The sequence below is a fragment of the Streptomyces sp. NPDC043870 genome (assembly GCF_056435785.1).
Map to the genome: position 1 here is coordinate 367,631 of NZ_JBWKDT010000002.1, position 24,536 is coordinate 392,166.

Sequence of the window (24,536 nt, forward strand, 5' to 3'; positions counted from 1 at the left end):
CGCCGTACGGGCGCTGTGAGCCGTACGAGCGCACGCGTAAACGGGTGAGGGACAACCGCGACGCCAGCGGTTGTCCCTCACCCGTTTGGCGTACATGGAGTGTGCCCACGCGCCTGTCGGCGGGACGTCTGCGGCACCGGAACGCACGGCTTCCTCGGGGCTCCGTCCGACGGGGAGGCGGGGCTCCGTCCGATGGGGAGGCGGGAATCCCCCAGCGTGTCCCACAGCGTGCCTGGTCCCGAGCACACCCCCCCCGGCGCCCGCGCCGCACTGGGCATCGCGGGCTGCCCCGGCCGGGCGGGGGCGACCCCACCCGGCCGGAAGCCGCCCCTCGTCAGCCGCGCTGCCGGGACGGCCTGCGCAGCTGTGCCGTCCAACGGTCCACAAGGCGGCGCCGGGCAGCCGTCCATCGGTCCGAGAACGCGTTCCACCGCTCCGAGAACGCCCACGCCAACCGGACCGTCGAGCGCGGCAGGAACAGGGCACGCAGCCGCGTCCCCCGGGTCGCCGAGGCGGTCAGCCCCGTACGGACCCGTCCCACTTCGTCGGCCAGGCCCGCGCCGGGCCGGGGGTTCGGCGCGTACAGCACCTGCTCGACCGCGTGGGCCACTCGGTGCACCGAGTCGGCGGGCGCGCCCTCCAGGCGACCGAGCCGCACGATGCGCGCGGCGGCCTTGCGCGGCGTCTGCGACTCGTCCGGCAGGATGCCGTGGTCCCAGGCCGTGTCGGCGATCTCCTCCCAGGCCGCCAGGGTCCGGGCGGCGGCGTCCTCGGGCGTACGCCCGTCGGAGCCGAGCCGGCGGGTCCGTACCCGCAGCCGCCACAGCAGCGGCAGCAGCGGTATGAGCACCACGGCGGCCCCCGCACCGCTCCACAGGAGGATCGTCTGCAGCGACACTCCCTCCTCGGTGGGCGGCAGCACGTCCTGCGGCGCCGCGGCCCCGCACTCCCCGAGCCGGCGGTCCTGCGGCGAGCAGCTGTCCGACTGCGACGGGACGGCGGGCAGCGCCACGGAAGCGCTCGGCTCCGGCTCCGCCGGACTCGTCGGACCGCCCGACGGGGTGCCGGGACGGGTGTAGTCGGGGACACTGCCCCGGGTCGGCGTCGGCTCGAACCTCGTCCACCCCACACCCTCGAAGTACAGCTCGGGCCAGGCGTGGGCGTCGCGGTTGCTGACCGACATCGCCCCGCCCGCACTGGGCGTACCGGGGGTGAAGCCCACGGCGACCCTCGCCGGGATCCCCAAGGTCCGTGCCATCGCGGCCATGGAGAACGAGAAGTGGATGCAGAAACCTTCTTTGTTCTGCAGGAAGCGGGAGATCGCCTGGACGCCACCGCCCGAGTCCACCTCGGTGTCGTAGGTGAAGCCGCCGTTCACGGCGAAGTAGTCCTGGAGCTTTACGGCCCGCTCGTAGTCGTTCGTCGCGCCCTTCGTCACCTGGCGCGCCGTGGCCGGCACGTCGGCAGGCAGCGAGTCGGGCACCTTCGCGTACTCACGCAGCACCGACGCGGGGGCCTTGGGAGCCCGGGCGAGCTGCTCCGCCGTCGGTTTCACCTGGAGGCTGCTGACCGAGTACTGCAGTCCGCCGGTCGTCTGCTTGTGGTCGCCGACGATGGTCCGCCTGGCGGGGTCGAAGCGCCAGTTCCCGCCGACTTCCACCTCGGTCGCCGGATACGGCATCGGCAGCCAGCCCTGCTTGTACGACTCCGCGGCGGACACGTTCGTCCTGATCTCGGTCGTGCTGACGCTCTGGCTCAGACCGTCCGGCCGGGGGAGCCGGTCGGGGATGTCGGTGACCTTGCGCACCGAGAACTTCCACGCGCCGCCGTCGAACTGATCCAGCGCCATGATCCGCAGATACATGTCGCCCGTGGAGCCCGCGTTGGTCTTGTACTTCAGCCACTCGCGGGCCTCGGGCTGGTTGAGGCTGTCCTGCAGCGTCACCACCGGGTTCACCGCATTGATCGTGCCGCCGCCCGGGCCTTCTCCCGTACCGGCGCCGGTGTTGCCGAGCAGCCCGCTGCCCAGAGCGGGCAACGCCGCCGGGACGACGAGCGCGACGCCCAGCGCGACCACGCCGATCCGCCGGCCGGTACGCACCGGCGCCTGCGCCGGCCTTTCGCCCGTGTCGAACCCGGCCGCACCGCGCGGCGGAGCGCCGCCGAACACCCGGCCCCACTGGGAGAGCCGGTCCCGGCCCTCGGCCAGCAGAAGCAGCAGATAGCCCGAAGCCGCCAGCAGGAAGGTCAGCCAGCTCGCGCCGCCGCCGGACAGCCCGGCGGCCACCGAGTACAGCGCGAGCAGTGGCAGACCGGCCGGGGCGGCACTGCGGTAGGTCACCGCGAGCGCGTCCACCGCCAGCCCGATCACCAGCACCCCGCCGACCAGCATCAGCCGGATGCCTTCGGTGGCCGGCGCCGGGATCGCGTACTGACCCACGTCACCGGCGCCCGCGGACAGCAGGTCGGCGAAGCGGGTGAAGACGTCGGGTCCCGGGATCAGTCCGATGACGGCCTGCTCCCTGGCGAAGACCAGGGTGAGCATGAGCAGCACGAGGACCGCCTGGGCGGCCACGGTCAGCGGCCGCGCCAGCGGCACCCGCCGGGCCAGCGCGCCGGCCCCGCTGACCATTGCCACCAGGAAGGCGGCTTGAAGCATCCACGTAAACGGATCGACCAGCGGCAGCAGTGCGCACGCCGCCATCAGCGTGGCGGCGAAGGCGCACAGGGCGAGCCTTCCGCGACCGCTCATGACCATCCCCCAGAAAGACCTGTCGTACCGGCCGCGGCGGTGTCGGTCCGCTCGCGGGCGGCCTGCCGCCACAGATCGGGCAGCGCCCCGCCGGGCGGGACGGCGACCGCCGTCCACCCGGCCTCGCGCAGCCTCCGCAGCCGTTCCTCGACGGCGTCGTCCAGCGCGCCGCCCGTCACCCAGGGGCCGCTGTCCAGGACGAAGGCGACCGCGGCACCGCTGCGCTGCCGCATCCGGGCCGCGACCGCGGCCTGCTCCTCGTCCAGATCGCCGACGAAGGCGACCAGCAGCCCCTCGTTCCCGCCGCGCAGCACGTCGTACGCGCGCGAAAGCCCCGCTCCGTCCGAGTGGTTCACCACCGCGAGAGCGTCCAGCATCAGCCCGGCCGACTCGGCGGACTCCTGCGTGGACCCGGCGAAACCGTCGGTTCCCTCGCCGGGCACCGACGTCCCCGTGTCCGTCAGCAGCCGGACCGAGAAACCCCGCTCCAGCATGTGCACCAGTACCGAGGCCGCGCCCGACACCGCCCACTCGAAGGCCGAGTCGGGGCCCGCGCCCTGGTAGGCGACCCGCCGGGTGTCCAGCAGCACCGTGCACCTGGCCCGCTGCGGCTGTTCCTCGCGCCGGACCATCAGCTCGCCGTAGCGCGCGGTGGAGCGCCAGTGCACCCGGCGCAGATCGTCCCCGTGCCGGTACGTACGCGGAATCACGTCGTCCTCACCGGCCAGGGCCAGTGACCGCTGGCGACCGTCGCCGTACCCGGCGGCCTCGCCCGACAGCCGCACCGGCGGCAGCGGCTCGGTCCGCGGGATGACGGTCAGCGTGTCGTAGGCGCTGAAGGAGCGGGTCAGCTCGCACATCCCGAACGGGTCCGTGAGCCGCAGCTGCAGCGGTCCGAGCGGATAGCGCCCGCGCAGATCCGACCGGACCCGGTACGACACCTCGCGGCGGCCGCCCGCCTCCACCCGGTCCAGCACGAACCGGGGCCGCGGCCCCAGCACGTACGGCACGTGGTCCTGCAGCATCAGCAGACCCGTTGGCATCCGCGAGACGTTGTCCATCCGCAGATGCACCCGCGCCTCGGACCCGGCCGGTACCCGGGACGGGAACAGCCGGCGGCTGCCCGCCACCCGGTAGCGCGTGCGGTACAGCACGGCCACACAGATCAGGGGCAGCACGGCAAGCAGCATCCCGACCCGGAGCAGATCGCCCTGCCCCAGCACATAGGCGCACACAGCCGCGGCCACACCGGCCGCCAGGAAGGAACGGCCGCGTGTGGTCAGCCCGCCGAGAGCCGCCCGCAGACCGCCTTTCTCCTCATCGCCGGCGGCAGGGCTCCCGGCCGCCATCAGAGCCGCCGGACGCCGGGCCGCTGCTGGCCGTAGAGCGCGCCGCCGCCGGGAACCTGCCGGCCCGCGTCGCCGTATCCGGTGTCCGAGCCCGAGGTGGGTACCGGCGTGCGCTGCAGGATCTCCTGCACGACCTGCTCGGCGGTGCGGCGGTTCAGCTGCGCCTGAGCGGTGGGCAGCAGCCGGTGCGCCAGCACCGGCACCGCGAGCGACTGCACATCGTCCGGCAGGGCGTAGTCCCGGCCGCTGAGGGCGGCCGAGGCCTTCGCGGCGCGCAGCAGATGCAGCGTGGCGCGCGGCGACGCCCCCAGTCTCAGATCGGGGTGGTTGCGCGTGGCGGCGACCAGTTCCACCGCGTACCGGCGCACGGAGTCGGCGACATGGACCGTGCGCACCGCGTCGATCAGCTTCACCATGTCGTGGGCGTGCGCCACCGGCTGCAGATCGTCGAGCGGCGACATCTCACCGTGCACATCGAGCATCTGGAACTCGGCCTCCGGGGTCGGATACCCCATCGACACCCGGGCCATGAAGCGGTCGCGCTGCGCCTCGGGCAGCGGGTACGTGCCCTCCATCTCCACCGGATTCTGCGTGGCCACCACCATGAAGGGATGGGGCAGTTCGTACGTCTGCCCGTCGATGGTGACCTGCCGCTCCTCCATCGACTCCAGCAGCGCCGACTGAGTCTTGGGCGACGCGCGGTTGATCTCGTCGCCGATCACTATCTGCGCGAAGATCGCGCCCGGCTTGAACTCGAAGTCCCGCCGTTGCTGGTCGTAGATCGACACACCCGTGATGTCCGACGGCAGCAGGTCCGGCGTGAACTGAATACGCCGTACCGAGCAGTCGATGGAGCGTGCCAGCGCCTTGGCCAGCATCGTCTTGCCCACGCCCGGCACATCCTCGATGAGCAGATGTCCCTCGGCCAGCAACACTGTCAGCGAAAGCCGTACGACCTCAGGCTTGCCCTCGATCACACTCTCCACCGACCTGCGGACACGCTCCGCTGTGGTGGTCAGATCTGTGAGGCTCGCTCGATCGTCATAGGTCGTCACCCGGCCCTCCTCGGCCCGTTCCATGGGCCGATGCGCTGCTTACGGCACGGCCCACCCCAAAACACGGACACCCCCTCCGGTCGGTTCCGTAGAGGTGTCACCCCCGCATTCTTGTTGCCGTTACCGCTTCGTGTCACTCGCCTGTGGATAACTGGGCGCGATATGTCAGGGGTTGCTGTCTTTGGTTGCTGTCCTTCGCGGCTCACACAGCAGGGTCGATCTCCCGCAGCAGGCCGCTCGTGACGTCGAAGACGAAGCCGCGGACATCGTCGGTGTGCAGCAGGAACGGCGAGGTGCGCACCCGCTGCATCGACTGCCGTACATCCTGGTCGACGTCGCGGAACGCTTCCACCGCCCAGGCCGGCCGCTGCCCCACCTCGTCCTCCAGCTCGTGCCGGAAGTCCTCGGTCAGACTCTCCAGACCGCAGTTCGTGTGGTGGATGAGTATCACGCTGCGGGTCCCGAGCGCGCGCTGGCTGATCGTGAGCGAGCGGATCACATCGTCGGTGACGACACCGCCGGCGTTGCGGATGGTGTGGCAGTCACCCAGCTCCAGGCCCAGCGCTGCGTGCAGATCGAGCCGGGCGTCCATGCACGCCACCACGGCGACCTGCAGCACGGGTCGCGCGTCCATCCCGGGGTCGGCGAAGCCCGCGGCGTAGCGCGTGTTCGCTTCGACGAGCCGGTCGGTGACCGTGCCGCGCGCGAGGGCGGCGTCTGCGGGGAGGTTTGCGGAGGTCGACATGTCTATGAAGGTAGTGGCCACGACCGCCCGTGGCTCGCTGTGAGAGCGGACAAAGAACGTCAATGTCGCCTGTTGTGAGGTAACCCACAGGCGTGAGCGGGCGAGGCCCATATGGGTGAGCTGTCCCGATTGCGGCCGCGGTGCCGGACGGCCTGTGCGACGCGCCAGCCGGTTGATTGACCGGCCCGGTCAGTGGACTAAAGTGACGCGCAGTTCACGGACACTTCCTGCACATTTCCGCGATTTCCCCGCGCGTGCGGCAAAACGTACGGCCCGGCCTCCGCCCGCGCCGGACCTGAGAGGGCGCATTGAGCCAGCGACACGTCCCGGTGATGCTCCAGCGGTGCCTGGACCTGTTGGCGCCCGCCCTGGAGCGGCAGCCCGGTGCGGTCCCCCCTGCCGAGGGCCGGGAGCCGGTCGTCGTCGACTGCACCCTCGGCCTCGGCGGACACAGCGAGGCCCTGCTCACCCGCTTCCCGGACGTACGGCTCGTCGCGCTCGACCGGGACAAGGAAGCGCTGCGGCTGTCCGGCGAGCGGCTCGCCCCGTTCGGCGACCGCGCCACCCTCGTGCACGCCGTCTACGACGAGCTGCCGGACGTCCTCGACCGGCTCGGCATCACCGGTGTCCAGGGCGTCCTCTTCGACCTCGGCGTCTCCTCCATGCAGCTCGACGAGGCCGACCGCGGCTTCGCCTACGCCCAGGACGCACCGCTCGACATGCGCATGGACCAGACGACCGGGGTCAGTGCCGCCGAGGTCCTCAACACCTACCCACCGGGCGAGCTGGTGCGGATCCTGCGCGCGTACGGCGAGGAGAAGCAGGCCAAGCGGATCGTCGCGGCCATCGTGCGGGAGCGGGAGAAGGAGCCGTTCACCACCAGCGCCCGGCTCGTCGAGCTGATCCGCGACGCCCTGCCGCAGGCCGCAAAGCGCACCGGCGGCAACCCCGCCAAGCGCACCTTCCAGGCCCTGCGCATCGAGGTGAACGGCGAGCTGACGGTCCTGGAACGGGCCGTCCCGGCTGCCGTGAAATCCCTCGCCGTCGGCGGCCGGATCGCCGTCCTCTCGTACCACTCGCTGGAGGACCGGCTGGTCAAGCAGGTCTTCGCGGCGGGAGCGGCCAGCACCGCGCCACCCGGCCTGCCCGTCGTCCCCGAGCGCTACCAGCCCCGGCTGAAGCTCCTCACCCGCGGCGCCGAACTGCCCACGGAGGAAGAGGTCGCCGAGAACCGCCGGGCGGCGCCCGCACGGCTGCGCGGCGCGGAGCGCATCCGCGAGGACGAGCGGTGACAGCAGCCGCGGCGAGGGAGGGCGAGCGGTGAGGACGGGCGCCGGACAGCTCAAGGGGCGGGCCGCGCGGCTCGCACGGCTCATGCCGTCCGGGCCCAGCACCGCGGCCCGGACCCCCTTCGTCCTGCTGGTCGTCGTACTGCTCGGCGGCGGCCTGATCACCCTGCTGCTGCTCAACACCTCCCTCAACGAGGGCTCGTTCAAGCTGAGCGAGCTCAAGAAGAAGACCACCGAACTCACCGACGAGGAACAGGCGCTCCAGCGGGACGTGGACGGCCGCTCCGCCCCCGACGCGCTGGAACGGCGGGCCCGCGAGCTCGGCATGGTGCCCGGCGGCAGCCCCGCCTTCCTCGGCCCGGACGGCACGGTCCGCGGGAAGCCGAAGAAGGCCAAGGCCGACCCGTCCGCCGTACGGATCCCCGTCAAGCCGCCTGCCGAGGCCCCCGTCAAGCCGCCTGCCGAGCCGGCCACCGAGCCCCGCGCCGAGCCGGCCGCCGAGCCCCCCGCCAAGCCGGCTGCCGAGCCCCCCGCCGAGCCCCCCGCGTCCGGTACGCCGAAGCCGCCCCCCACGACCCCCGGCAGGTGACGCAGTGCCCCTCAAGGAACCACCGCGCCGCCGTGTGCCGGGCCCCGCGCGTCCCGGCGGCTCCGCGAACCGCAGCCGTCCCGCCCAGCGCCGGCCCCGCCCCACCGCCGGGCCCCGGCACATCCGGCTCGGCAGCCCCCGCCCCCGGCTGCGGCTGGTCAGCCTTGCCTTCACCCTCGTCCTGCTGGTGTTCGTCGTCCGGCTGCTCCAGGTGCAGGCCGTCGACGCCGGCACATACGCGGCCCAGGCGGAGAAGAACCGGTACATGAGCCACAAGCTGGCGGCCGAGCGCGGCGAGATCACCGACCGTTCCGGGATCGCCCTCGCCACCAGTGTCGACGCGTACGACATCACCGCCGACCCGCAGATGTTCACGCCCGAGGAGAGCAAGGCCCCGGACGCGCCGGAGCAGGCCGCCGCGCTGCTCGCGCCTATCCTCGGCCAGGACGCCGCCGAGCTCGCGAACAGACTGAAGGCCCCCAAGTCCCGCTACACCGTCCTGGCCCGCCGCCAGACGCCGCAGGTCTGGAACCAGATCAAGGACCTCAAGAGCGCCTTCGCCAGGAAGACCAGAGCGGACAAGGCCGAAGGCGGTCCCGGCGCCGACGTCCTCGCGGGTGTCTTCCGGGAGGCCAGCAGCAAACGCGTCTACCCCAACGGCGATCTCGCCGCCGGGATACTCGGTTACGTCAACGCCGACGGCCGCGGTGCCGGCGGCCTGGAGTCCATGTTCGACAAGGATCTCGCCGGCGAGGACGGAAAGATCTCGTACGCCCAGTCCGGCGGCCGGCGGGTGCCCACCGCCGGAACCCGCGAGACGCCTGCCGTCCCAGGCTCCGACATCGAGCTCACCATCGACCGTGACATCCAGTGGGCCGCCCAGCGGGCGATCGACGAGCAGGTGACGAAGTCCAAGGCGGACCGCGGCTACGTGATAGTGCAGAACACCAGGACGGGAGAGGTCCTGGCGATGGCCAACGCCCCGGGCTTCAACCCCAACGATCTCTCCCAGGCCAACACCGCGGCCATGGGCAACGCCGCTCTCCAGGACGCGTACGAGCCCGGCTCCACCAGCAAGGTCATGTCCATGGCCGCCGTGCTGGAGGAGCGGGCCGCCACGCCCGGCACCCATGTCACCGTCCCCAACCGGCTCCACCGCGGAGACCGGCTCTTCAAGGACGACATCGACCACCCCACCTGGTACCTGACGCTCAACGGCGTGCTCGCCAAGTCCAGCAACATCGGCACGATCCTCGCGACCGGCCAGCTCGGCGACACCCAGCCGGAGGCCAACAGGGTCCTCCACTCATACCTGCGGAAGTTCGGCATCGGCAGCCCGACCGGGCTCGGTTACCCGGGCGAGACCCCCGGCATCCTCGCCAAGCCCCAGGACTGGTCCACCTCGCAGCAGTACACGATTCCGTTCGGCCAGGGACTGTCGTTGAATGCGATGCAGGCCGCCTCGGTGTACTCGACCATCGCCAACGGCGGCGTACGCATCGAACCCACCCTGGTCCGCGGCACCAGGGGCCCCGGCGGGCGCTTCGATCCGGCCCCCGCACCCAAGAAGACCCGTGTGGTCAGCGAGAAGACCGCGAAGACCCTCGCCACCATGCTCGAGTCGGTGGTCGGCGACGAGGAGGGCACCGGCACCAGGGCCCGGATCCCGGGCTACCGCGTCGCGGGCAAGACCGGCACGGCGAACAGGGTCGACCCGAAGCTCGGCCGCTACAAGGGCTACACCGCCTCCTTCGCGGGCTTCGCACCGGCCGACAGTCCGCAGGTCACCGTGTACTGCGCCATCCAGAACCCGACCAGGGGCAGCTACTTCGGCGGCCAGATCTGCGGACCCATCTACAAGAAGGTCATGGAGTTCGCCCTCAAGACCCTGCAGGTCGCTCCGACCGGCAGTGCCCCCGCCCGGCTTCCGGTCACCTTCGAACCCGGCCCGTGACCCGGGAGGAACAGCCAGTGAGAACGATCACGCCCGATTCCGGGAACCACGGTCCTGAACGGACCTCATTTAGCACCGGTCCCGGTACGCCCGGTACGCTCACCGCCGTGCCACATGCTGATCAGTACCGAACCGCCCCGCCCCGTCCGGCCGAGGTCCGCCCGATCGATCTCGCAGAGCTGGCCGACCGGCTCGGGGTCGAGCCCCCGGGCTCCGGCGCGGTCACCGGCATCACCCACGACTCGCGGGCGGTACGCCCGGGAGACGTGTATGCCGCACTGCCCGGCGCCCGGCTGCACGGCGCCGACTACGTCGCCCAGGCCAAGGACCTCGGCGCGGCCGCGATCCTCACCGACCCGACGGGCGCCGACCGCGCCGCCGCGACCGGACTGCCAATCCTGGTCACCGGGAACCCGCGCGGCAGAATGGGCGAGCTCGCCGCCGCCATCTACGGACGGCCCGGCGAGGACCTGCTGCAGATCGGCATCACCGGCACCTCGGGCAAGACCACCACGGCGTATCTCGTCGAGGGCGGGCTGCGCGGAGCGGGCCACCGCACTGGCCTGATCGGCACCGTCGAGATGCGCGTCGACGACGAGCGCATCAAGTCGGAACGGACGACTCCCGAAGCCACCGACCTGCAGGCGCTCTTCGCGGTGATGCGCGAGCGGGGCGTCGAATCGGTCGCCATGGAGGTCTCCAGCCACGCCCTGGTGCTCGGCCGGGTCGACGGCTGCGTCTTCGACGTCGCCGTCTTCAACAACCTCACGCCGGAGCACATGGAGTTCCACTCCGACATGGAGGACTACTTCGGCGCCAAGGCCCAGCTCTTCACCCCGGCCCGCGCGCGGCAGGGCGTCGTCAACCTCGACGACGAGTACGGCCGCAGGCTGGCGACGGAGTCGGCTATTCCGGTCGTCACGTTCTCCGCCGAGGGGCACCCCGACGCCGACTGGCGTGCCGAGGGCGTCGAAGTCGGCTCGCTCGGCTCCACGTTCACCGCCGTCGGGCCCCGGGGCGAGCGGGTACGCGCCGCAGCGCCGCTGCCCGGCCCGTTCAACGTCGCCAACACCCTGGCCGCGATCGTCACCCTGGCCGTCGCCGGGATCGATCCGCAGACCGCGGCCGACGGCGTCGCCGCCGTCCCCGGCGTGCCGGGCCGGCTGGAGCGCGTCGATGCCGGCCAGCCGTATCTCGCGGTGGTCGACTACGCGCACAAGACGGACGCTGTGGAATCGGTCCTGCGCTCCCTGCGCAAGGTCACCAAGGGAAAGGTCCACATCGTGCTCGGCTGCGGCGGGGACCGCGACCGGACCAAGCGCGGCCCGATGGGCGCCGCCGCGGCCCGCCTCGCGGACACCGCCGTACTGACCTCCGACAACCCCCGTTCCGAGGACCCCCTCGCGATCCTCGCCGCGATGCTCGCGGGCGCCGCCGAGGTGCCGGTCCACGAGCGCGGCGACGTCCTGGTCTTCGAGGACCGGGCCGCCGCCATCGCCGCGGCCGTCGCACGCGCCGAGGCGGGCGACACCGTGCTGGTCGCGGGCAAGGGCCATGAGCAGGGCCAGGACGTCGCCGGAGTGGTCCGTCCCTTCGACGACCGCGAGGTCCTTCGCGAAGCGATCGAGCACCATCACAAGACGTCACAGGAACAGTCAGGGATGAAGCAGTGATCGCCCTCTCCCTCGCCGAGATCGCCGAAATCGTCGGCGGGCAGTCGTACGACATACCGGATCCGTCCGTGCAGGTCACGGGACCCGTTGTCCGGGACTCCCGTGAGGTCGGGCCCGGCAGCCTCTTCGCAGCCTTCGTGGGCGAGCGCGTCGACGGCCACGACTACGCCGCGGACGTGATCGCGGCGGGCGCGGTCGCCGTGCTGGCCTCGCGTCCGGTCGGCGTCCCCGCGATCGTCGTCGACGATGTCCAGCGCGCGCTGGGTGCCCTCGCGCGCGCCGTCGTGGAGCGGCTCGGCGCGACGCTCGTGGCCCTCACCGGCTCCGCGGGCAAGACCAGCACCAAGGACCTCATCGCGCAGGTGCTGCGGCACAAGGCGCCGACCGTCTGGACGCCGGGCTCCCTCAACAACGAGATCGGCCTGCCGCTGACCGCGCTGAGCGCCACCGAGGAGACCAGGTTCCTGGTCCTGGAGATGGGCGCCCGCGGAATCGGCCACATCCGCTACCTCACCGGCCTCACGCCGCCGAGGATCGGCCTCGTGCTCAACGTCGGCACCGCCCACATCGGCGAGTTCGGCGGCCGCGAGCAGATCGCCGAGGCCAAGGGCGAGCTCGTCGAGGCGCTCCCCCCTGCCGAAGAGGACGGTGTGGCCGTCCTCAACGCCGACGACCCTCTCGTGCGCGCGATGGCCTCCCGCACGAAGGCACGCGTCGTCCTGTTCGGCGAGTCGGACGAAGCGGACGTTCGCGCCGAGAATGTCCGGCTCATGCCGAGCGGACAGCCCGCATTCCGGCTTCGCACACCCTCCGGGTGCAGCGACGTGACCTTGCGGCTGTACGGTGAGCATCACGTGTCGAACGCGCTCGCCGCGGCCGCCGTCGCCCATGAGCTGGGCATGTCCGTCGACGAGATCGCCCTCGCGCTCTCGGAGGCCGGCACCCTCTCCCGCTGGCGTATGGAGGTCACCGAGCGTCCGGACGGCGTGACGGTCGTCAACGACGCCTACAACGCGAACCCCGAGTCCATGCGAGCCGCCCTGCGTGCGCTCGCGGCCATGGGCGCGGCCGCCCAGGCCAACGGGGGACGTACGTGGGCGGTGCTCGGTCCGATGGCCGAGCTCGGGGGCGAGTCGCTGGCCGAGCACGACGCGGTCGGACGGCTCGCCGTCCGGCTCAACGTCAGCAAGCTCGTCGCAGTCGGGGGCAGGGAAGCGTCCTGGTTGCAACTGGGCGCCTATAACGAGGGTTCGTGGGGTGAGGAGTCGGTGCACGTGTCCGACGCGCAGGCGGCGGTCGACCTGTTGCGCAGAGAGCTGCGCCCGGGAGATGTCGTACTGGTGAAGGCTTCCAGGTCGGCCGGGCTCGAGCGGATCGCCCAGGCGCTGCTGGAGAACTCCACCGAGTCGTCAGAGGGGCAGGTCACCGGCCGATGAGGCAGATCCTCTTCGCGGGAGCCATCGGGCTCTTCCTGACCCTCATCGGCACCCCTCTGCTGATCAAGCTGCTGGCCCGCAAGGGATACGGGCAGTTCATCCGTGACGACGGCCCGCGCAGCCACGGCAGCAAGAAGGGCACGCCCACCATGGGCGGCATCGCCTTCATCCTGGCCACGCTGATCGCGTACGCCGTCACCAAGGTGATCACCGGCGAGGACCCGACCTTCTCGGGTGTGCTGGTGCTCTTCCTGATGGCGGGGATGGGCCTGGTCGGCTTCCTCGACGACTACATCAAGATCGTCAAGCAGCGGTCGCTGGGTCTGCGGGCCAAGGCGAAGATGGCCGGACAGCTGATCGTCGGTATCGCCTTCGCGGTGCTGGCGCTGCAGTTCGCGGACCTCCGCGGTCAGACCCCGGCCTCCACCAGGCTGTCCTTCGTCACCGACTTCGGCTGGTCCATCGGCCCGGTGCTGTTCGTCGTGTGGGCGCTGTTCATGATCCTCGCCATGTCGAACGGCGTGAACCTCACCGACGGTCTGGACGGTCTGGCCACCGGCGCGTCCGTGATGGTCTTCGGCGCGTACACCTTCATCGGGCTCTGGCAGTTCCAGGAGTCCTGCGCCAACGCGACGACGCTGACCAACCCCAACGCGTGTTTCGAGGTGCGCGACCCGCTCGACCTCGCGGTCGTCGCCTCGGCGCTGATGGGCGCCTGCTTCGGCTTCCTGTGGTGGAACACCTCGCCCGCCAAGATCTTCATGGGTGACACCGGCTCGCTGGCCCTCGGCGGCGCGCTCGCCGGCCTCGCGATCTGCTCCCGTACGGAGCTGCTCCTCGCGCTCCTCGGCGGTCTGTTCGTCCTGATCACCATGTCCGTGATCATTCAGGTCGGCTCCTTCCGGCTCACCGGCAAGCGCGTGTTCCGGATGGCTCCGCTGCAGCACCACTTCGAGCTCAAGGGGTGGTCGGAAGTCCTTGTGGTGGTCCGTTTCTGGATCATTCAGGGCATGTGCGTCATCGTGGGTCTGGGACTCTTCTACGCGGGCTGGGCGGCCGACAAGTGAGTACGCAGGACTGGCAGGGCAAGCGCGTCACCGTCGCCGGGCTGGGCGTGAGCGGCATTCCCGCCGCCCGCGTCCTGCACGGTCTCGGCGCGGTCGTCACGGTCGTCAACGACGGCGACGACGAGCGCGCGCGTGCGCAGGCCGCGGAGCTGGAGGCGGAGGGCGTCACCGTCCGCCTCGGTGACGGGTCGACCCTGCCGGAGGGCACCGAGCTGGTCGTCACGGCGCCCGGCTGGAAGCCCGACAAGCCCCTGTTCGCCGCGGCCGCCGAGGCGGGCGTCGAGGTCTGGGGCGACGTCGAACTCGCCTGGCGGCTGCGGGGCCCCGACTCGGCCCCCTGGCTCGCGGTCACCGGCACCAACGGCAAGACCACGACCGTGCGGATGCTCGCGTCGATCCTGGAGGCGGCCGGTCTGAAAACCGCCGCCGTCGGCAACATCGGCGTCTCGCTGCTGGACGCGGTGCTCGGCGACACGGAGTACGACGTCCTCGCCGTCGAGCTCTCCAGCTACCAGCTGCACTGGGCGCCCTCGCTGCGCGCCCACTCCGCCGCCGTGCTCAACCTGGCGCCGGACCACCTCGACTGGCACGGCTCCATGGAGGCGTACGCCGCCGACAAGGGCCGTATCTACGAAGGCAACACGGTCGCCTGCGTCTACAACGTGGCCGACCCCGCCACCGAGGACCTGGTGCGCGAGGCGGACGTCGAGGAGGGCTGCCGGGCGATCGGCTTCACGCTGGGGACCCCCGGGCCCTCGCAGCTCGGCGTCGTGGACGGGATCCTGGTGGACCGCGCCTTCGTCGAGAACCGGCAGAAGCAGGCCCAGGAGCTCGCCGAAGTCACGGACATCAACCCACCCGCTCCGCACAACATCGCGAACGCGCTCGCCGCGGCGGCGCTCGCGCGTGCTTTCGGCGTCGCACCGGCCGCCGTACGGGACGGTCTGCGGGCCTTCCGGCCCGACGCGCACCGCATCGAGTTCGTCGACGAGGTCGACGGCGTCGCGTACGTCGACGACTCCAAGGCCACCAACACCCATGCCACGGAAGCCTCTTTGGCGGCGTACGACCCGATCGTCTGGATCGCGGGCGGGCTCGCCAAGGGCGCCACGTTCGACGAGCTCGTCGAGAAGTCGGCGAAGCGACTGCGCGCGGTGGTCCTCATCGGCGCGGACCGCGCGCTGATCCGGGAAGCCCTCGCGCGACACGCGCCCGAGGTCCCGGTGGTCGACCTCGACCGGACCGACACTGGGGCGATGTCGGCGGCGGTCCGCGAAGCGGCGCGGCTGGCGCTGCCGGGGGACACCGTTCTGCTGGCCCCGGCGTGCGCCTCGATGGACATGTTCGCCAACTACAACAAGCGAGGCGAGGCCTTCGCGGACGCGGTCCGCGCCCTCGCCGCCGAGCGCGCCTGACCGGCCCGGGCCCCGCCGCCTCGACCCGGCGGCGTCGGCCACGACTGGAGGGGACAGCGACCATGCCGCCCGACGCGCCTCACCCCCCGGGGTCCGGCACCACCCCGGCACCCCGCACTCCCGCGGCCTGTGCCGCCGGTCCCAGGGCTGCCGATCCCTGTGCCGCCGGTCCCAGGACCGCCGACGTCCCCGTGTCCGCGGGGCCGGGCGCCACGGCGGCGTGCGCCGCTGCCGGCAGCGGCGTGGGGCGGCGTACGCCCTCGACTCCCGCGCCCGGGCATCCGGGGCCGTCGGACCCTGCTCCAGCCGCCGGCTCCGTGGCCGCCGGTGCTGCCGCATCCGTGCGGCCGCACGTCACGGGGCGCCGGGCTGCCCCCGCGACCTCCGGCCCGCCGGCCCCGACGGCGCGCCCCGCGCCTGAGGGCGGGCGTGCGCCGACTGCGGGCGGCCGTGGTGCGGCCGTCACCGGGCCCGGGGACGCCGAGGTCCCCGTTCGCCATACCGCCCCCCTCGCCGCCGCCCGGGAGCTCGTCGCCGGGCTCGCGCGGGGTCTCGTGCCGGAGCCGGCCTTCGCGGGGGTTCCCGGGGTGGCGCTGCGCGGCAGGACCGCCGGGCCCCTGCGGCCGCCCGCCGCGCGCGGAGGCGGCGGCGGTACGGCCGGAGCGCCCCGGCCGCCGCTGGGGAGCGGGATCCGGCGCGTCTACGAGCAGGCGCGGCGGGCGTGGGACCGGCCGCTGACCGCGTACTACCTGATCCTCGGCGCCGGGCTGCTGATCACCGTGCTCGGGCTGGTGATGGTCTACTCCGCGTCGATGATCACCGCGCTGGAGCTGTCCCTGCCCGCCTCCTACTTCTTCCGGAAGCAGTTCCTCGCGGCGGTCATCGGCACCGGGCTGCTGCTCATCGCCTCCCGTATGCCGTCCAAGCTCCACCGGGCGTTCGCCTACCCGCTCCTCGTCGGCAGCACCTTCCTGATGGTGCTCGTGCAGATCCCCGGGATAGGGCACTCCGTCAACGGCAACCAGAACTGGATCTCCCTGGGCGGCCCCTTCCAGCTGCAGCCCAGTGAATTCGGCAAGCTCGCCCTCATCCTCTGGGGCGCCGACCTGCTCGCCCGCAAGCAGGACAAACGGTTGCTCACCCAGTGGAAGCACATGCTCGTGCCGCTGGTGCCGGTCGCCTTCATGCTGCTCGGGCTGATCATGCTCGGCGGTGACATGGGCACGGCCATCATCCTGACCGCGATCCTCTTCGGGCTGCTCTGGCTGGCCGGCGCCCCCACCAGGCTCTTCGCCGGGGTGCTCGGCATCGCCACGGTGATCGGCGCGATCCTGATCAAGACCAGTTCCAACCGGATGTCCCGGTTCCAGTGCATTGCTGCCACAGATCCGGGACCCGACGACAATTGCTGGCAGGCCGTGCACGGCATCTATGCTCTTGCCTCCGGCGGATGGTTCGGTTCCGGCATCGGAGCAAGTGTGGAAAAATGGGGGCAACTCCCAGAACCGCACACCGACTTCATCTTTGCCATCACGGGGGAGGAACTGGGGCTGGCAGGGACACTGTCGGTACTCGCCCTGTTCGCGGCTCTAGGCTATGCGGGTATCCGCGTGGCCGGACGCACGGAGGACCCCTTCGTGAGGTACGCCGCGGGAGGTGTGACCACCTGGATCACGGCCCAGGCCGTGGTCAACATCGGTGCGGTGCTCGGTCTGCTGCCGATCGCCGGTGTTCCCCTCCCGCTGTTCTCCTACGGGGGGTCGGCCCTGCTGCCGACCATGTTCGCCGTGGGACTGCTGATCGCGTTCGCGCGAGAGGATCCCGCCGCGAAGGCGGCCCTGGCCATGCGGCAGCCCGGATTCGGTAAAAGGGCCGGGGTGAGATGGAAGACGATGAGGCGGCGCGTCAAGAAGCGTCCGTCCGGAGAGCGGTGAATTTCGGTGCATGTCGTACTCGCCGGTGGGGGGACCGCCGGCCACATCGAGCCCGCGCTCGCCCTCGCGGACGCCCTGCGCAGGCAGGATCCGACCGTGGGCATCACGGCCCTCGGCACGGAGCGTGGGCTCGAGACCAGGCTCGTCCCCGAGCGGGGCTACGAGCTGGCGCTCATCCCCGCCGTACCGCTGCCGCGCAAGCCCACACCCGAGCTGATCACCGTCCCCGGGCGGCTGCGCGGCACGATCAAGGCCGCCGAGCAGATCCTGGAGCGCACGAAGGCGGACGCCGTCGTGGGCTTCGGCGGCTATGTCGCGCTGCCCGGCTACCTCGCCGCCAAGCGCCTCGGCGTGCCGATCATCATCCACGAGGCCAACGCCCGCCCGGGCCTGGCCAACAAGATCGGCTCGCGGTACGCCGCGGCCGTCGCGGTCTCGACGCCCGACAGCAAGCTGCGCGGCGCCCGCTACATCGGCATCCCGCTGCGCCGCTCCATCGCCACCCTCGACCGGGCCCGGGTGAGGCCTGAGGCGCGCGCCGCGTTCGGTCTCGACCCCAATCTGCCGACGCTGCTGGTCTCCGGCGGCTCCCAGGGTGCCCGCCGCCTCAACGAGGTCATCCAGCAGGTCGCCCCGCTGCTGCAGCGCTCCGGCATCCAGATCCTGCACGCGGTCGGCCCGAAGAACGAACTGCCGCGCGTGGACAACATGCCCGGAATGCCGCCCTACATCCCGGTACCGTACGTGGACCGGATGGATCTCGCGTACGCCGCGGCCGACATGATGCTCTGCCGCGCGGGCGCCATGACCGTCGCCGAACTCTCCGCCGTCGGGCTGCCCGCCGCGTACGTACCGCTGCCGATCGGCAACGGCGAACAGCGGCTCAACGCCCAGCCGGTGGTGAAGGCCGGCGGCGGACTGCTGGTCGACGACGCCGAGCTGACCCCCGAGTGGGTTCAGGGACAGGTGCTCCCCGTGCTCGCCGACCCGCACCGGCTGTACGAGATGTCCCGCGCCGCCGCCGAGTTCGGGCGCCGGGACGCAGACGATCTGCTTGTCGGAATGGTGTACGAGGCGATTGCCGCACGCCGGCAGGCGTAGGGAAAGGCAGGGAGCATGGCCGGACCGACGACCGCCGACCGCGGCACCCGGAAGCCGAAGGGCCCGTCGTCGGCCGGCCAGGCTCGCGGAGGTTCCGCACCCCGCCGCCGCAGGCTGCCCGCTCGCCGGTTCCTGCTGTTCGCCCTTGCCGCCCTGGTGCTCACCGCGGGCGGAGTCTGGCTGCTCTACGGCTCCTCGTGGCTCCGCGTCGAGCGGGTCGGAGTGTCCGGTACGCAGGTTCTGACGCCCCGTGAGGTCGAGGAGGCGGCTGCCGCGCCGTTCGGGGCGCCGCTGATTTCCGTCGATACGGACCGGATTGAGAGCCGGCTGCGCGACGAACTGCCCCGTATCGACTCGGTCGACGTGGCCCGTTCGTGGCCGCACGGAATCGTTCTGAACGTGACGGAACGAAAGCCGGTGCTCCTCGTCGAAAAGGGCTCAAACTTCATCGAAGTGGACGCGAAAGGTGTCCGCTTTGCCACGGTGGACAAAGCGCCCAAAGGTGTTCCCCTGGTGAAATTGACGACGAATCAGTCGCCGAGTCTGCGCCGCTTCGGCGAGCAGCGGCTGCTGGTGGAGGCGGTCCGCGTCGTCTCGGAACTCCCCGCGCGGGCCGCGAAGGAGCTCCAGGGCGTCGAGGTCCGCTCGTACGACGCCATCACGCTGAAGTTGACCCGCGACCGCACCGTGATGTGGGGCAGCAGCGAGGACGGCGAGGCGAAGGCGCGATCGCTCACCGCCCTGATGAAAGCCGCTCCCCGTGCGGGGTACTTCGATGTGAGTGCCCCCACCGCCCCTGCCATGTCGGCGAGTTGACGCACAAATGCGCAGGCCAGAACCCTGGTTGGTCAGCGCAACGGCTGATCACATAGGGTGAAAAGAAAAACGGGAGGTTCGGCGTGTTCGTTGAACGCGCGCCACTTGTCGACTTAGTGTCTCGTTCGAGAGAGTCCAGGAATCAGAGACACTGGTAACCCTAAACTTCAACGTTAGGGTTTGGGTCGGCGTTTCGGACCGTCCCATCGGCATCCGTCGTCGCCGCGCGGCCACCACCGCGAAGCGACGACACGTAACTCGAGGCGAGAGGCCTTCGACGTGGCAGCACCGCAGAACTACCTCGCAGTCATCAAGGTCATCGGTGTCGGCGGCGGTGGTGTCAATGCCATCAACCGAATGATCGAGGTCGGTCTCAAGGGCGTCGAGTTCATCGCGATCAACACTGACGCGCAAGCCCTGTTGATGAGCGACGCCGACGTCAAGCTCGACGTCGGCCGCGAACTCACCCGCGGCCTCGGGGCCGGAGCCAACCCGGCAGTCGGTCGCAAGGCGGCAGAGGACCACCGAGAGGAGATCGAGGAGGTCCTCAAGGGGGCCGACATGGTCTTCGTCACCGCCGGCGAAGGTGGCGGCACCGGCACCGGCGGCGCGCCCGTCGTCGCCAACATCGCGCGCTCGCTCGGCGCGCTGACCATCGGCGTGGTCACCCGGCCCTTCACCTTCGAGGGCCGCCGCCGCGCCAACCAGGCGGAGGACGGCATCGCCGAGCTCCGCGAAGAGGTCGACACCCTCATCGTCATCCCGAACGACCGGCTGCTCTCCATCTCGGACCGCCAGGTCAGCGTGCTCGACGCGTTCAAGTCCGCGGACCAGGTACTGCTCTCCGGTGTCCAGGGCATCACCGACCTCATCACCACCCCGGGCCTCATCAACCTCGACTTCGCCGACGTGAAGTCCGTGATGTCCGAGGCCGGCTCGGCACTCATGGGCATCGGCTCGGCCCGCGGCGACGACCGCGCGGTGGCCGCGGCGGAGATGGCCATCTCCTCGCCGCTGCTGGAGGCGTCCATCGACGGCGCCCGCGGCGTCCTGCTCTCCATCTCCGGCGGCTCGGACCTCGGTCTCTTCGAGATCAACGAGGCCGCCCAGCTGGTCAGCGAGGCCGCCCACCCCGAGGCCAACATCATCTTCGGCGCCGTCATCGACGACGCGCTGGGCGACGAGGTACGGGTCACGGTCATCGCGGCCGGCTTCGACGGGGGCCAGCCCCCGGCCCGCCGGGACACCGTGATCGGCTCCGCGTCCGCAAAGCGCGAGGAGCCCGCCTCCCCGGCCCGCCCCGAGCCGCGCTCCATCGGCGGCCTCGGCACGGTGCCGCCGCGCGAGGAGCCCGCCGCGGCCGAGCCGGCCCCGGTGGGGAACGAGACCTCGCTGTCGCAGAGCACGTCCGCGCAGGTACCGCCGGCCCGGCCGTACGACAGCCAGGCCGAAGAGCTGGATGTCCCGGACTTCCTGAAGTGATACGGGAGCATGACAGCGTGAGCGGCGCGCATTTCGCCTTCACCGACAGGTGGGGCGGAGTGAGCGCCGCTCCGTACGAGGAGCTCAACCTCGGCGGCGCGGTCGGTGACGACCCCGCCGCCGTCGTCGCGAACCGGGAGCTGGCCGCCAAGTCCCTCGGGCTCGACCCGGGCCTCGTCGTCTGGATGAACCAGGTGCACGGGCGCGATGTCGCCGTCGTCGACGGACCCTGGGGGGATGCTCCGGTCCCGGCGGTGGACGCGGTGGTGACCGCCCGGCGCGGACTGCCGCTCGCGGTCCTCACCGCCGACTGCACCCCGGTACTGCTGGCCGATCCGGTCGCGGGGGTGGTGGGCGCGGCCCACGCCGGCCGCCCCGGGATGGTCGCCGGAGTCGTACCGGCCGCGGTCGAGGCCATGATCGCGCTCGGTGCCGAACCGGCCCGCATCACCGCCCGCACGGGACCGGCCGTCTGCGGACGCTGCTACGAAGTCCCGGAGGCGATGCGCGCCGAGGTCGCCGCGGTGGAACCGGCGGCCTGGGCCGAGACCAGCTGGGGCACCCCGGCCGTCGACGTCACCGCCGGAGTGCACGTCCAGCTCGAAGCGCTCGGCGTACGGGACCTGAAGGCGTCCCCGGTCTGCACACTGGAATCGACAGACCACTACTCGTACCGCCGCGACCGCACCACCGGGCGGCTCGCGGGATATGTCTGGATCCGGGCAGAAGAGAACGCAGCATGACCGACCGCAAGACCGAACTCGCCGAGAATCTCGCGCGCGTGGAGGAACGTATCGCCGCCGCCTGCGCCGCGGCCGGGCGCAAGCGCGGGGAAGTGACCCTGATCGTGGTCACCAAGACCTACCCGGCGAGCGACGTACGGCTCCTGCACGAGCTCGGTGTGCGCCATGTCGCCGAGAACAAGGACCAGGAGGCGGCTCCGAAGGCCGCTGCCTGCTCCGACCTCGATCTCAATTGGCACTTCGTCGGTCAGCTCCAGACGAACAAAGTCCGTTCTGTTGCGAGTTATGCCGATGTCGTGCAGTCGGTCGACCGGCTCAGGCTCGTCCGCGCACTGTCCGCGGCTGCGGTGCGCGCCGGGCGCGAGTTGGGGTGCCTGATCCAGGTCGCCCTTGACGCCGAGTCGGGGCAGCAGGGCGCCAGGGGCGGCATCGCGCCCGACGGCATCGAGGAGTTGGCCGCCGCGGTGGGCGACTCGCCGGGGCTGCGACTTGACGGACTGATGACCGTCGCACCACTCGCGGGGCCGTACGCGGGGCGCCAACAGGCGGCGTTCGAGCGGCTGATGGAATTCTCATCCCGCCTGCGCGCGGACCGTCCTGCTGCGAACATGGTGTCAGCAGGGATGAGTGCGGACCTCGAAGAGGCCGTAGCGGCCGGAGCGACACATGTGCGCGTCGGTACGGCGGTACTCGGAGTCCGACCCCGGCTCGGGTAACGTCGCGAAGCAAGTCGGACCACAGTAGAAAATATGGTCATTTCCGTCGAAAGACGGACAGACCGAGTGGATCGCGGGCACTTGGTGACGTAGCCGAACGAAGCCGATCCACCACAGAGCGGAGGACTCAGAGAATGGCCGGCGCGATGCGCAAGATGGCGGTCTACCTCGGCCTCGTGGAGGACGATGGGTACGACGGCCGGGGATTCGACCCCGACGACGACTTCGAACCCGAGATGGAGCCGGAGCCCGAGCGGGACCGCCGGCGGCACCAGCCCCCGCATCAGGTGGAACGGGAAGAGCCGGCGCGTGTGGTCCAGCCGCCCGCGCCGCGTGAGCCGGTCGTCCATTCCGCTTCGCTGCCCGCGGAATCCGGACGTCCGGCACGAATCGCCCCCGTGGCATCCATCACACCTGAACGACCGAATCTGGAGAAGAACGCACCAGTGATCATGCCCAAGGTCGTGTCCGAGCGGGAGCCCTACCGCATCACCACACTGCACCCGCGGACCTATAACGAGGCCCGTACCATCGGGGAACACTTCCGTGAGGGCACCCCGGTGATCATGAATCTCACGGAGATGGACGATACCGATGCGAAGCGACTTGTCGACTTTGCCGCGGGACTCGTCTTCGGTCTGCATGGCAGCATTGAGCGGGTGACGCAGAAGGTGTTCCTGTTGTCGCCTGCTAACGTCGATGTCACGGCGGAGGACAAGGCCCGCATCGCAGAGGGCGGGTTCTTCAACCAGAGCTGAGAAAACGACCGAGGAACGACCCGGCCGCGAGGCCGGAACGAGAGCCAGGGGAGAGGGACACGCGGGATGGGTGTCGCACTGGATGTGATCTACATCGCGCTGACGTGTTTCCTTGTCGTGCTCATTTTCCGGCTGGTCATGGACTACGTCTTCCAGTTCGCCCGCTCGTGGCAACCTGGGAAGGCGATGGTGGTCGTCCTGGAGGCCACCTACACTGTCACCGATCCACCACTCAAGCTTCTGCGGCGGGTCATCCCGCCGTTGCGTCTCGGGGGCGTGGCACTCGACCTGTCCTTCTTCGTTCTGATGATCATCGTCTACATCCTGATCTCCATCGTGAACAACTTTGCGAGCCAGGTGTGAACGATACGGTCTTGCCGACTGCCGACGACTACGTAGAGGTGAAGAAGAGATGCCGCTGACCCCCGAGGACGTGCGGAACAAGCAGTTCACGACCGTCCGCCTCCGAGAAGGCTATGACGAGGACGAAGTCGATGCCTTCCTCGACGAGGTCGAAGCCGAACTGACGCGCCTGCTCCGCGAGAACGAGGACCTGCGTGCCAAGCTGGCCGCTGCGACCCGTGCCGCTGCGCAGAACCAGCAGCAGCAGGGCATGCGCAAGCCGCCGGAGCCGCAGGACGGCCGTGGACCCGGCGCGCCGGTGCCCGCCGCCATATCCGGACCGCCGGTCCAGCAGCAGCCCCCGCAGATGGGTCCGCCCCAGCTGCCCGGTGGTGCTCCGCAGCTGCCCGCCGGCCCCGGTGGTCATGGTCCGCAGGGCCCGATGCAGGGCGGACCGATGCAGGGCGGTCCCATGGGTGGCCCGATGCAGGGCGGTCCCATGGGTGGCCCGATGGGCGGCCCCATGGGCGGTCCGATGGGCGGCCCCGGTCAGGGCCCGGGCGGCGACAGCGCCGCGCGTGTGCTCTCGCTGGCCCAGCAGACGGCCGACCAGGCCATCGCCGAGGCCCGCTCCGAGGCCAACAAGATCGTCGGTGAGGCGCGTTCGCGCGCCGAGGGCCTGGAGCGCGACGCCCGCGCCAAGGCGGACGCGCTGGAGCGGGACGCGCAGGAGAAGCACCGTGTCGCGATGGGCTCGCTGGAGTCGGCCCGCGCGACGCTGGAGCGCAAGGTCGAGGACCTGCGCGGCTTCGAGCGCGAGTACCGCACGCGGCTGAAGTCGTACCTGGAGAGCCAGCTGCGTCAGCTGGAGACCCAGGCGGACGACTCCCTGGCTCCGCCGCGGACCCCGGCGGCCCCGTCGCTGCCGCCGTCCCCCTCGATGGCTCCGGCCGGCGCGGGTGCCCCGACCTTCGGCGGCAACCAGACGATGGGCGGCAACCCGCAGATGGGTGGCGCTCCGTCGTACGGCGGCCAGCAGCAGATGTCGCCGGCGATGACCCAGCCGATGGCACCGGTGCGGCCGCAGGGTCCGCAGCCGATGCAGCAGGCGCCGTCGCCGATGCGCGGTTTCCTCATCGACGAGGACGACAACTGACGGCGGGCTGTCGCGCGGTGAGCGCGTAGCCGTCGGCAGGCTAAGGGCCGGGGGGGGGGGGGAGGGGGCGGGGGGGGGGGTTGGTGTGTGGTGGTTCCCCGCCGGTTGTGCACGCTGAAGGGGGGTGGTTTCCATGGGGTCCGCGGTTGTCCGGATGGGGCAGG

20 protein-coding genes are annotated in these 24,536 nt (G+C 71.1%); 16 read left to right on the plus strand and 4 right to left on the minus strand.

What is annotated here, in order from left to right:
- Positions 1-334 precede the first annotated feature (334 nt).
- The 4 genes from AC0699_RS04135 to AC0699_RS04150 all read right to left on the minus strand — a co-directional run bounded on the left by AC0699_RS04135 (position 335) and on the right by AC0699_RS04150 (position 5,901).
- Entirely contained in the window at positions 335-2,752 is a 2,418-nt protein-coding gene (locus AC0699_RS04135) for a transglutaminase TgpA family protein (protein WP_478655326.1), read from the minus strand.
- On the minus strand, positions 2,749-4,101 hold the full coding sequence (locus AC0699_RS04140; RefSeq protein ID WP_478655329.1) for a DUF58 domain-containing protein: 1,353 nt from the start codon (positions 4,099-4,101) through the stop codon (positions 2,749-2,751). Before AC0699_RS04140 ends, AC0699_RS04135 begins: the two co-directional genes overlap by 4 nt.
- A complete protein-coding gene (locus AC0699_RS04145; RefSeq protein ID WP_478655331.1) occupies positions 4,101-5,156 on the minus strand; it encodes an AAA family ATPase in 1,056 nt (351 codons plus the stop codon). Before AC0699_RS04145 ends, AC0699_RS04140 begins: the two co-directional genes overlap by 1 nt.
- Before the next feature lie 202 nt (positions 5,157-5,358).
- Positions 5,359-5,901, minus strand: a complete 543-nt coding sequence (locus tag AC0699_RS04150; protein WP_478655334.1) for a beta-class carbonic anhydrase — start codon at positions 5,899-5,901, stop codon at positions 5,359-5,361.
- 308 nt (positions 5,902-6,209) lie between these two features.
- Between AC0699_RS04150 and rsmH the strand changes: the two genes are divergently transcribed.
- From rsmH to AC0699_RS04230, 16 genes are all read left to right on the plus strand, one after another.
- Positions 6,210-7,193: a 16S rRNA (cytosine(1402)-N(4))-methyltransferase RsmH gene (gene rsmH / locus AC0699_RS04155; RefSeq protein WP_478655336.1), complete on the plus strand. Its 984-nt coding sequence runs from the start codon at positions 6,210-6,212 to the stop codon at positions 7,191-7,193.
- A gap of 82 nt (positions 7,194-7,275) precedes the next feature.
- A complete protein-coding gene (ftsL, locus tag AC0699_RS04160) occupies positions 7,276-7,779 on the plus strand; it encodes a cell division protein FtsL (RefSeq protein WP_478655510.1) in 504 nt (167 codons plus the stop codon).
- 4 nt (positions 7,780-7,783) lie between these two features.
- Positions 7,784-9,733, plus strand: a complete 1,950-nt coding sequence (locus AC0699_RS04165; RefSeq protein ID WP_478655338.1) for a peptidoglycan D,D-transpeptidase FtsI family protein — start codon at positions 7,784-7,786, stop codon at positions 9,731-9,733.
- 17 nt (positions 9,734-9,750) lie between these two features.
- Positions 9,751-11,406 carry a UDP-N-acetylmuramoyl-L-alanyl-D-glutamate--2,6-diaminopimelate ligase gene (locus AC0699_RS04170; protein WP_478655340.1) on the plus strand — a complete coding sequence of 552 codons (1,656 nt, stop codon included), beginning with the start codon at positions 9,751-9,753 and terminating at the stop codon, positions 11,404-11,406.
- The gene (locus tag AC0699_RS04175) at positions 11,403-12,842 is read left to right on the plus strand and encodes a UDP-N-acetylmuramoyl-tripeptide--D-alanyl-D-alanine ligase (RefSeq protein WP_478655342.1); all 1,440 of its coding nucleotides are present in this window, start codon (positions 11,403-11,405) and stop codon (positions 12,840-12,842) included. The genes AC0699_RS04170 and AC0699_RS04175 overlap by 4 nt, the downstream gene beginning before the upstream one ends.
- The gene (gene mraY, locus AC0699_RS04180; protein WP_478655343.1) at positions 12,839-13,909 is read left to right on the plus strand and encodes a phospho-N-acetylmuramoyl-pentapeptide-transferase; all 1,071 of its coding nucleotides are present in this window, start codon (positions 12,839-12,841) and stop codon (positions 13,907-13,909) included. The genes AC0699_RS04175 and mraY overlap by 4 nt, the downstream gene beginning before the upstream one ends.
- On the plus strand, positions 13,906-15,324 hold the full coding sequence (gene murD / locus AC0699_RS04185) for a UDP-N-acetylmuramoyl-L-alanine--D-glutamate ligase (protein ID WP_478655345.1): 1,419 nt from the start codon (positions 13,906-13,908) through the stop codon (positions 15,322-15,324). Before mraY ends, murD begins: the two co-directional genes overlap by 4 nt.
- Before the next feature lie 587 nt (positions 15,325-15,911).
- Positions 15,912-17,258: a putative lipid II flippase FtsW gene (gene ftsW / locus AC0699_RS04190; RefSeq protein ID WP_478655512.1), complete on the plus strand. Its 1,347-nt coding sequence runs from the start codon at positions 15,912-15,914 to the stop codon at positions 17,256-17,258.
- Between the two features lie 6 nt (positions 17,259-17,264).
- Complete coding sequence (murG, locus tag AC0699_RS04195) at positions 17,265-18,359, plus strand: undecaprenyldiphospho-muramoylpentapeptide beta-N-acetylglucosaminyltransferase (protein WP_453666686.1); 1,095 nt, start codon at positions 17,265-17,267, stop codon at positions 18,357-18,359.
- Between the two features lie 15 nt (positions 18,360-18,374).
- Entirely contained in the window at positions 18,375-19,175 is an 801-nt protein-coding gene (locus AC0699_RS04200; protein WP_478655347.1) for a cell division protein FtsQ/DivIB, read from the plus strand.
- Between the two features lie 279 nt (positions 19,176-19,454).
- Entirely contained in the window at positions 19,455-20,657 is a 1,203-nt protein-coding gene (gene ftsZ, locus AC0699_RS04205; RefSeq protein WP_478655349.1) for a cell division protein FtsZ, read from the plus strand.
- Positions 20,658-20,674: 17 nt separating this feature from the next.
- Positions 20,675-21,400, plus strand: a complete 726-nt coding sequence (pgeF, locus tag AC0699_RS04210) for a peptidoglycan editing factor PgeF (RefSeq protein WP_478655352.1) — start codon at positions 20,675-20,677, stop codon at positions 21,398-21,400.
- Complete coding sequence (locus AC0699_RS04215) at positions 21,397-22,116, plus strand: YggS family pyridoxal phosphate-dependent enzyme (RefSeq protein WP_469768427.1); 720 nt, start codon at positions 21,397-21,399, stop codon at positions 22,114-22,116. The genes pgeF and AC0699_RS04215 overlap by 4 nt, the downstream gene beginning before the upstream one ends.
- A gap of 134 nt (positions 22,117-22,250) precedes the next feature.
- Complete coding sequence (locus AC0699_RS04220) at positions 22,251-22,874, plus strand: cell division protein SepF (RefSeq protein ID WP_453666694.1); 624 nt, start codon at positions 22,251-22,253, stop codon at positions 22,872-22,874.
- A 66-nt stretch (positions 22,875-22,940) separates the two neighbouring features.
- A complete protein-coding gene (locus tag AC0699_RS04225; RefSeq protein WP_469768429.1) occupies positions 22,941-23,237 on the plus strand; it encodes a YggT family protein in 297 nt (98 codons plus the stop codon).
- 49 nt (positions 23,238-23,286) lie between these two features.
- On the plus strand, positions 23,287-24,372 hold the full coding sequence (locus tag AC0699_RS04230) for a DivIVA domain-containing protein (protein WP_478655356.1): 1,086 nt from the start codon (positions 23,287-23,289) through the stop codon (positions 24,370-24,372).
- The last annotated feature ends 164 nt before the right edge of the window (positions 24,373-24,536 follow it).

Excerpts from the sequence above, each read along its gene's own strand:
- AC0699_RS04200 (WP_478655347.1), top strand. The coding sequence starts at position 18,375 with ATGGCCGGACCGACGACCGCCGACCGCGGCACCCGGAAGCCGAAGGGC.
- mraY (WP_478655343.1), top strand. The coding sequence starts at position 12,839 with ATGAGGCAGATCCTCTTCGCGGGAGCCATCGGGCTCTTCCTGACCCTC.
- AC0699_RS04220 (WP_453666694.1), top strand. The coding sequence starts at position 22,251 with ATGGCCGGCGCGATGCGCAAGATGGCGGTCTACCTCGGCCTCGTGGAG.
- AC0699_RS04140 (WP_478655329.1), bottom strand. The coding sequence starts at position 4,101 with ATGGCGGCCGGGAGCCCTGCCGCCGGCGATGAGGAGAAAGGCGGTCTG.
- AC0699_RS04135 (WP_478655326.1), bottom strand. The coding sequence starts at position 2,752 with ATGAGCGGTCGCGGAAGGCTCGCCCTGTGCGCCTTCGCCGCCACGCTG.
- ftsL (WP_478655510.1), top strand. The coding sequence starts at position 7,276 with ATGCCGTCCGGGCCCAGCACCGCGGCCCGGACCCCCTTCGTCCTGCTG.
- AC0699_RS04215 (WP_469768427.1), top strand. The coding sequence starts at position 21,397 with ATGACCGACCGCAAGACCGAACTCGCCGAGAATCTCGCGCGCGTGGAG.
- AC0699_RS04225 (WP_469768429.1), top strand. The coding sequence starts at position 22,941 with ATGGGTGTCGCACTGGATGTGATCTACATCGCGCTGACGTGTTTCCTT.
- AC0699_RS04150 (WP_478655334.1), bottom strand. The coding sequence starts at position 5,901 with ATGTCGACCTCCGCAAACCTCCCCGCAGACGCCGCCCTCGCGCGCGGC.
- AC0699_RS04230 (WP_478655356.1), top strand. The coding sequence starts at position 23,287 with ATGCCGCTGACCCCCGAGGACGTGCGGAACAAGCAGTTCACGACCGTC.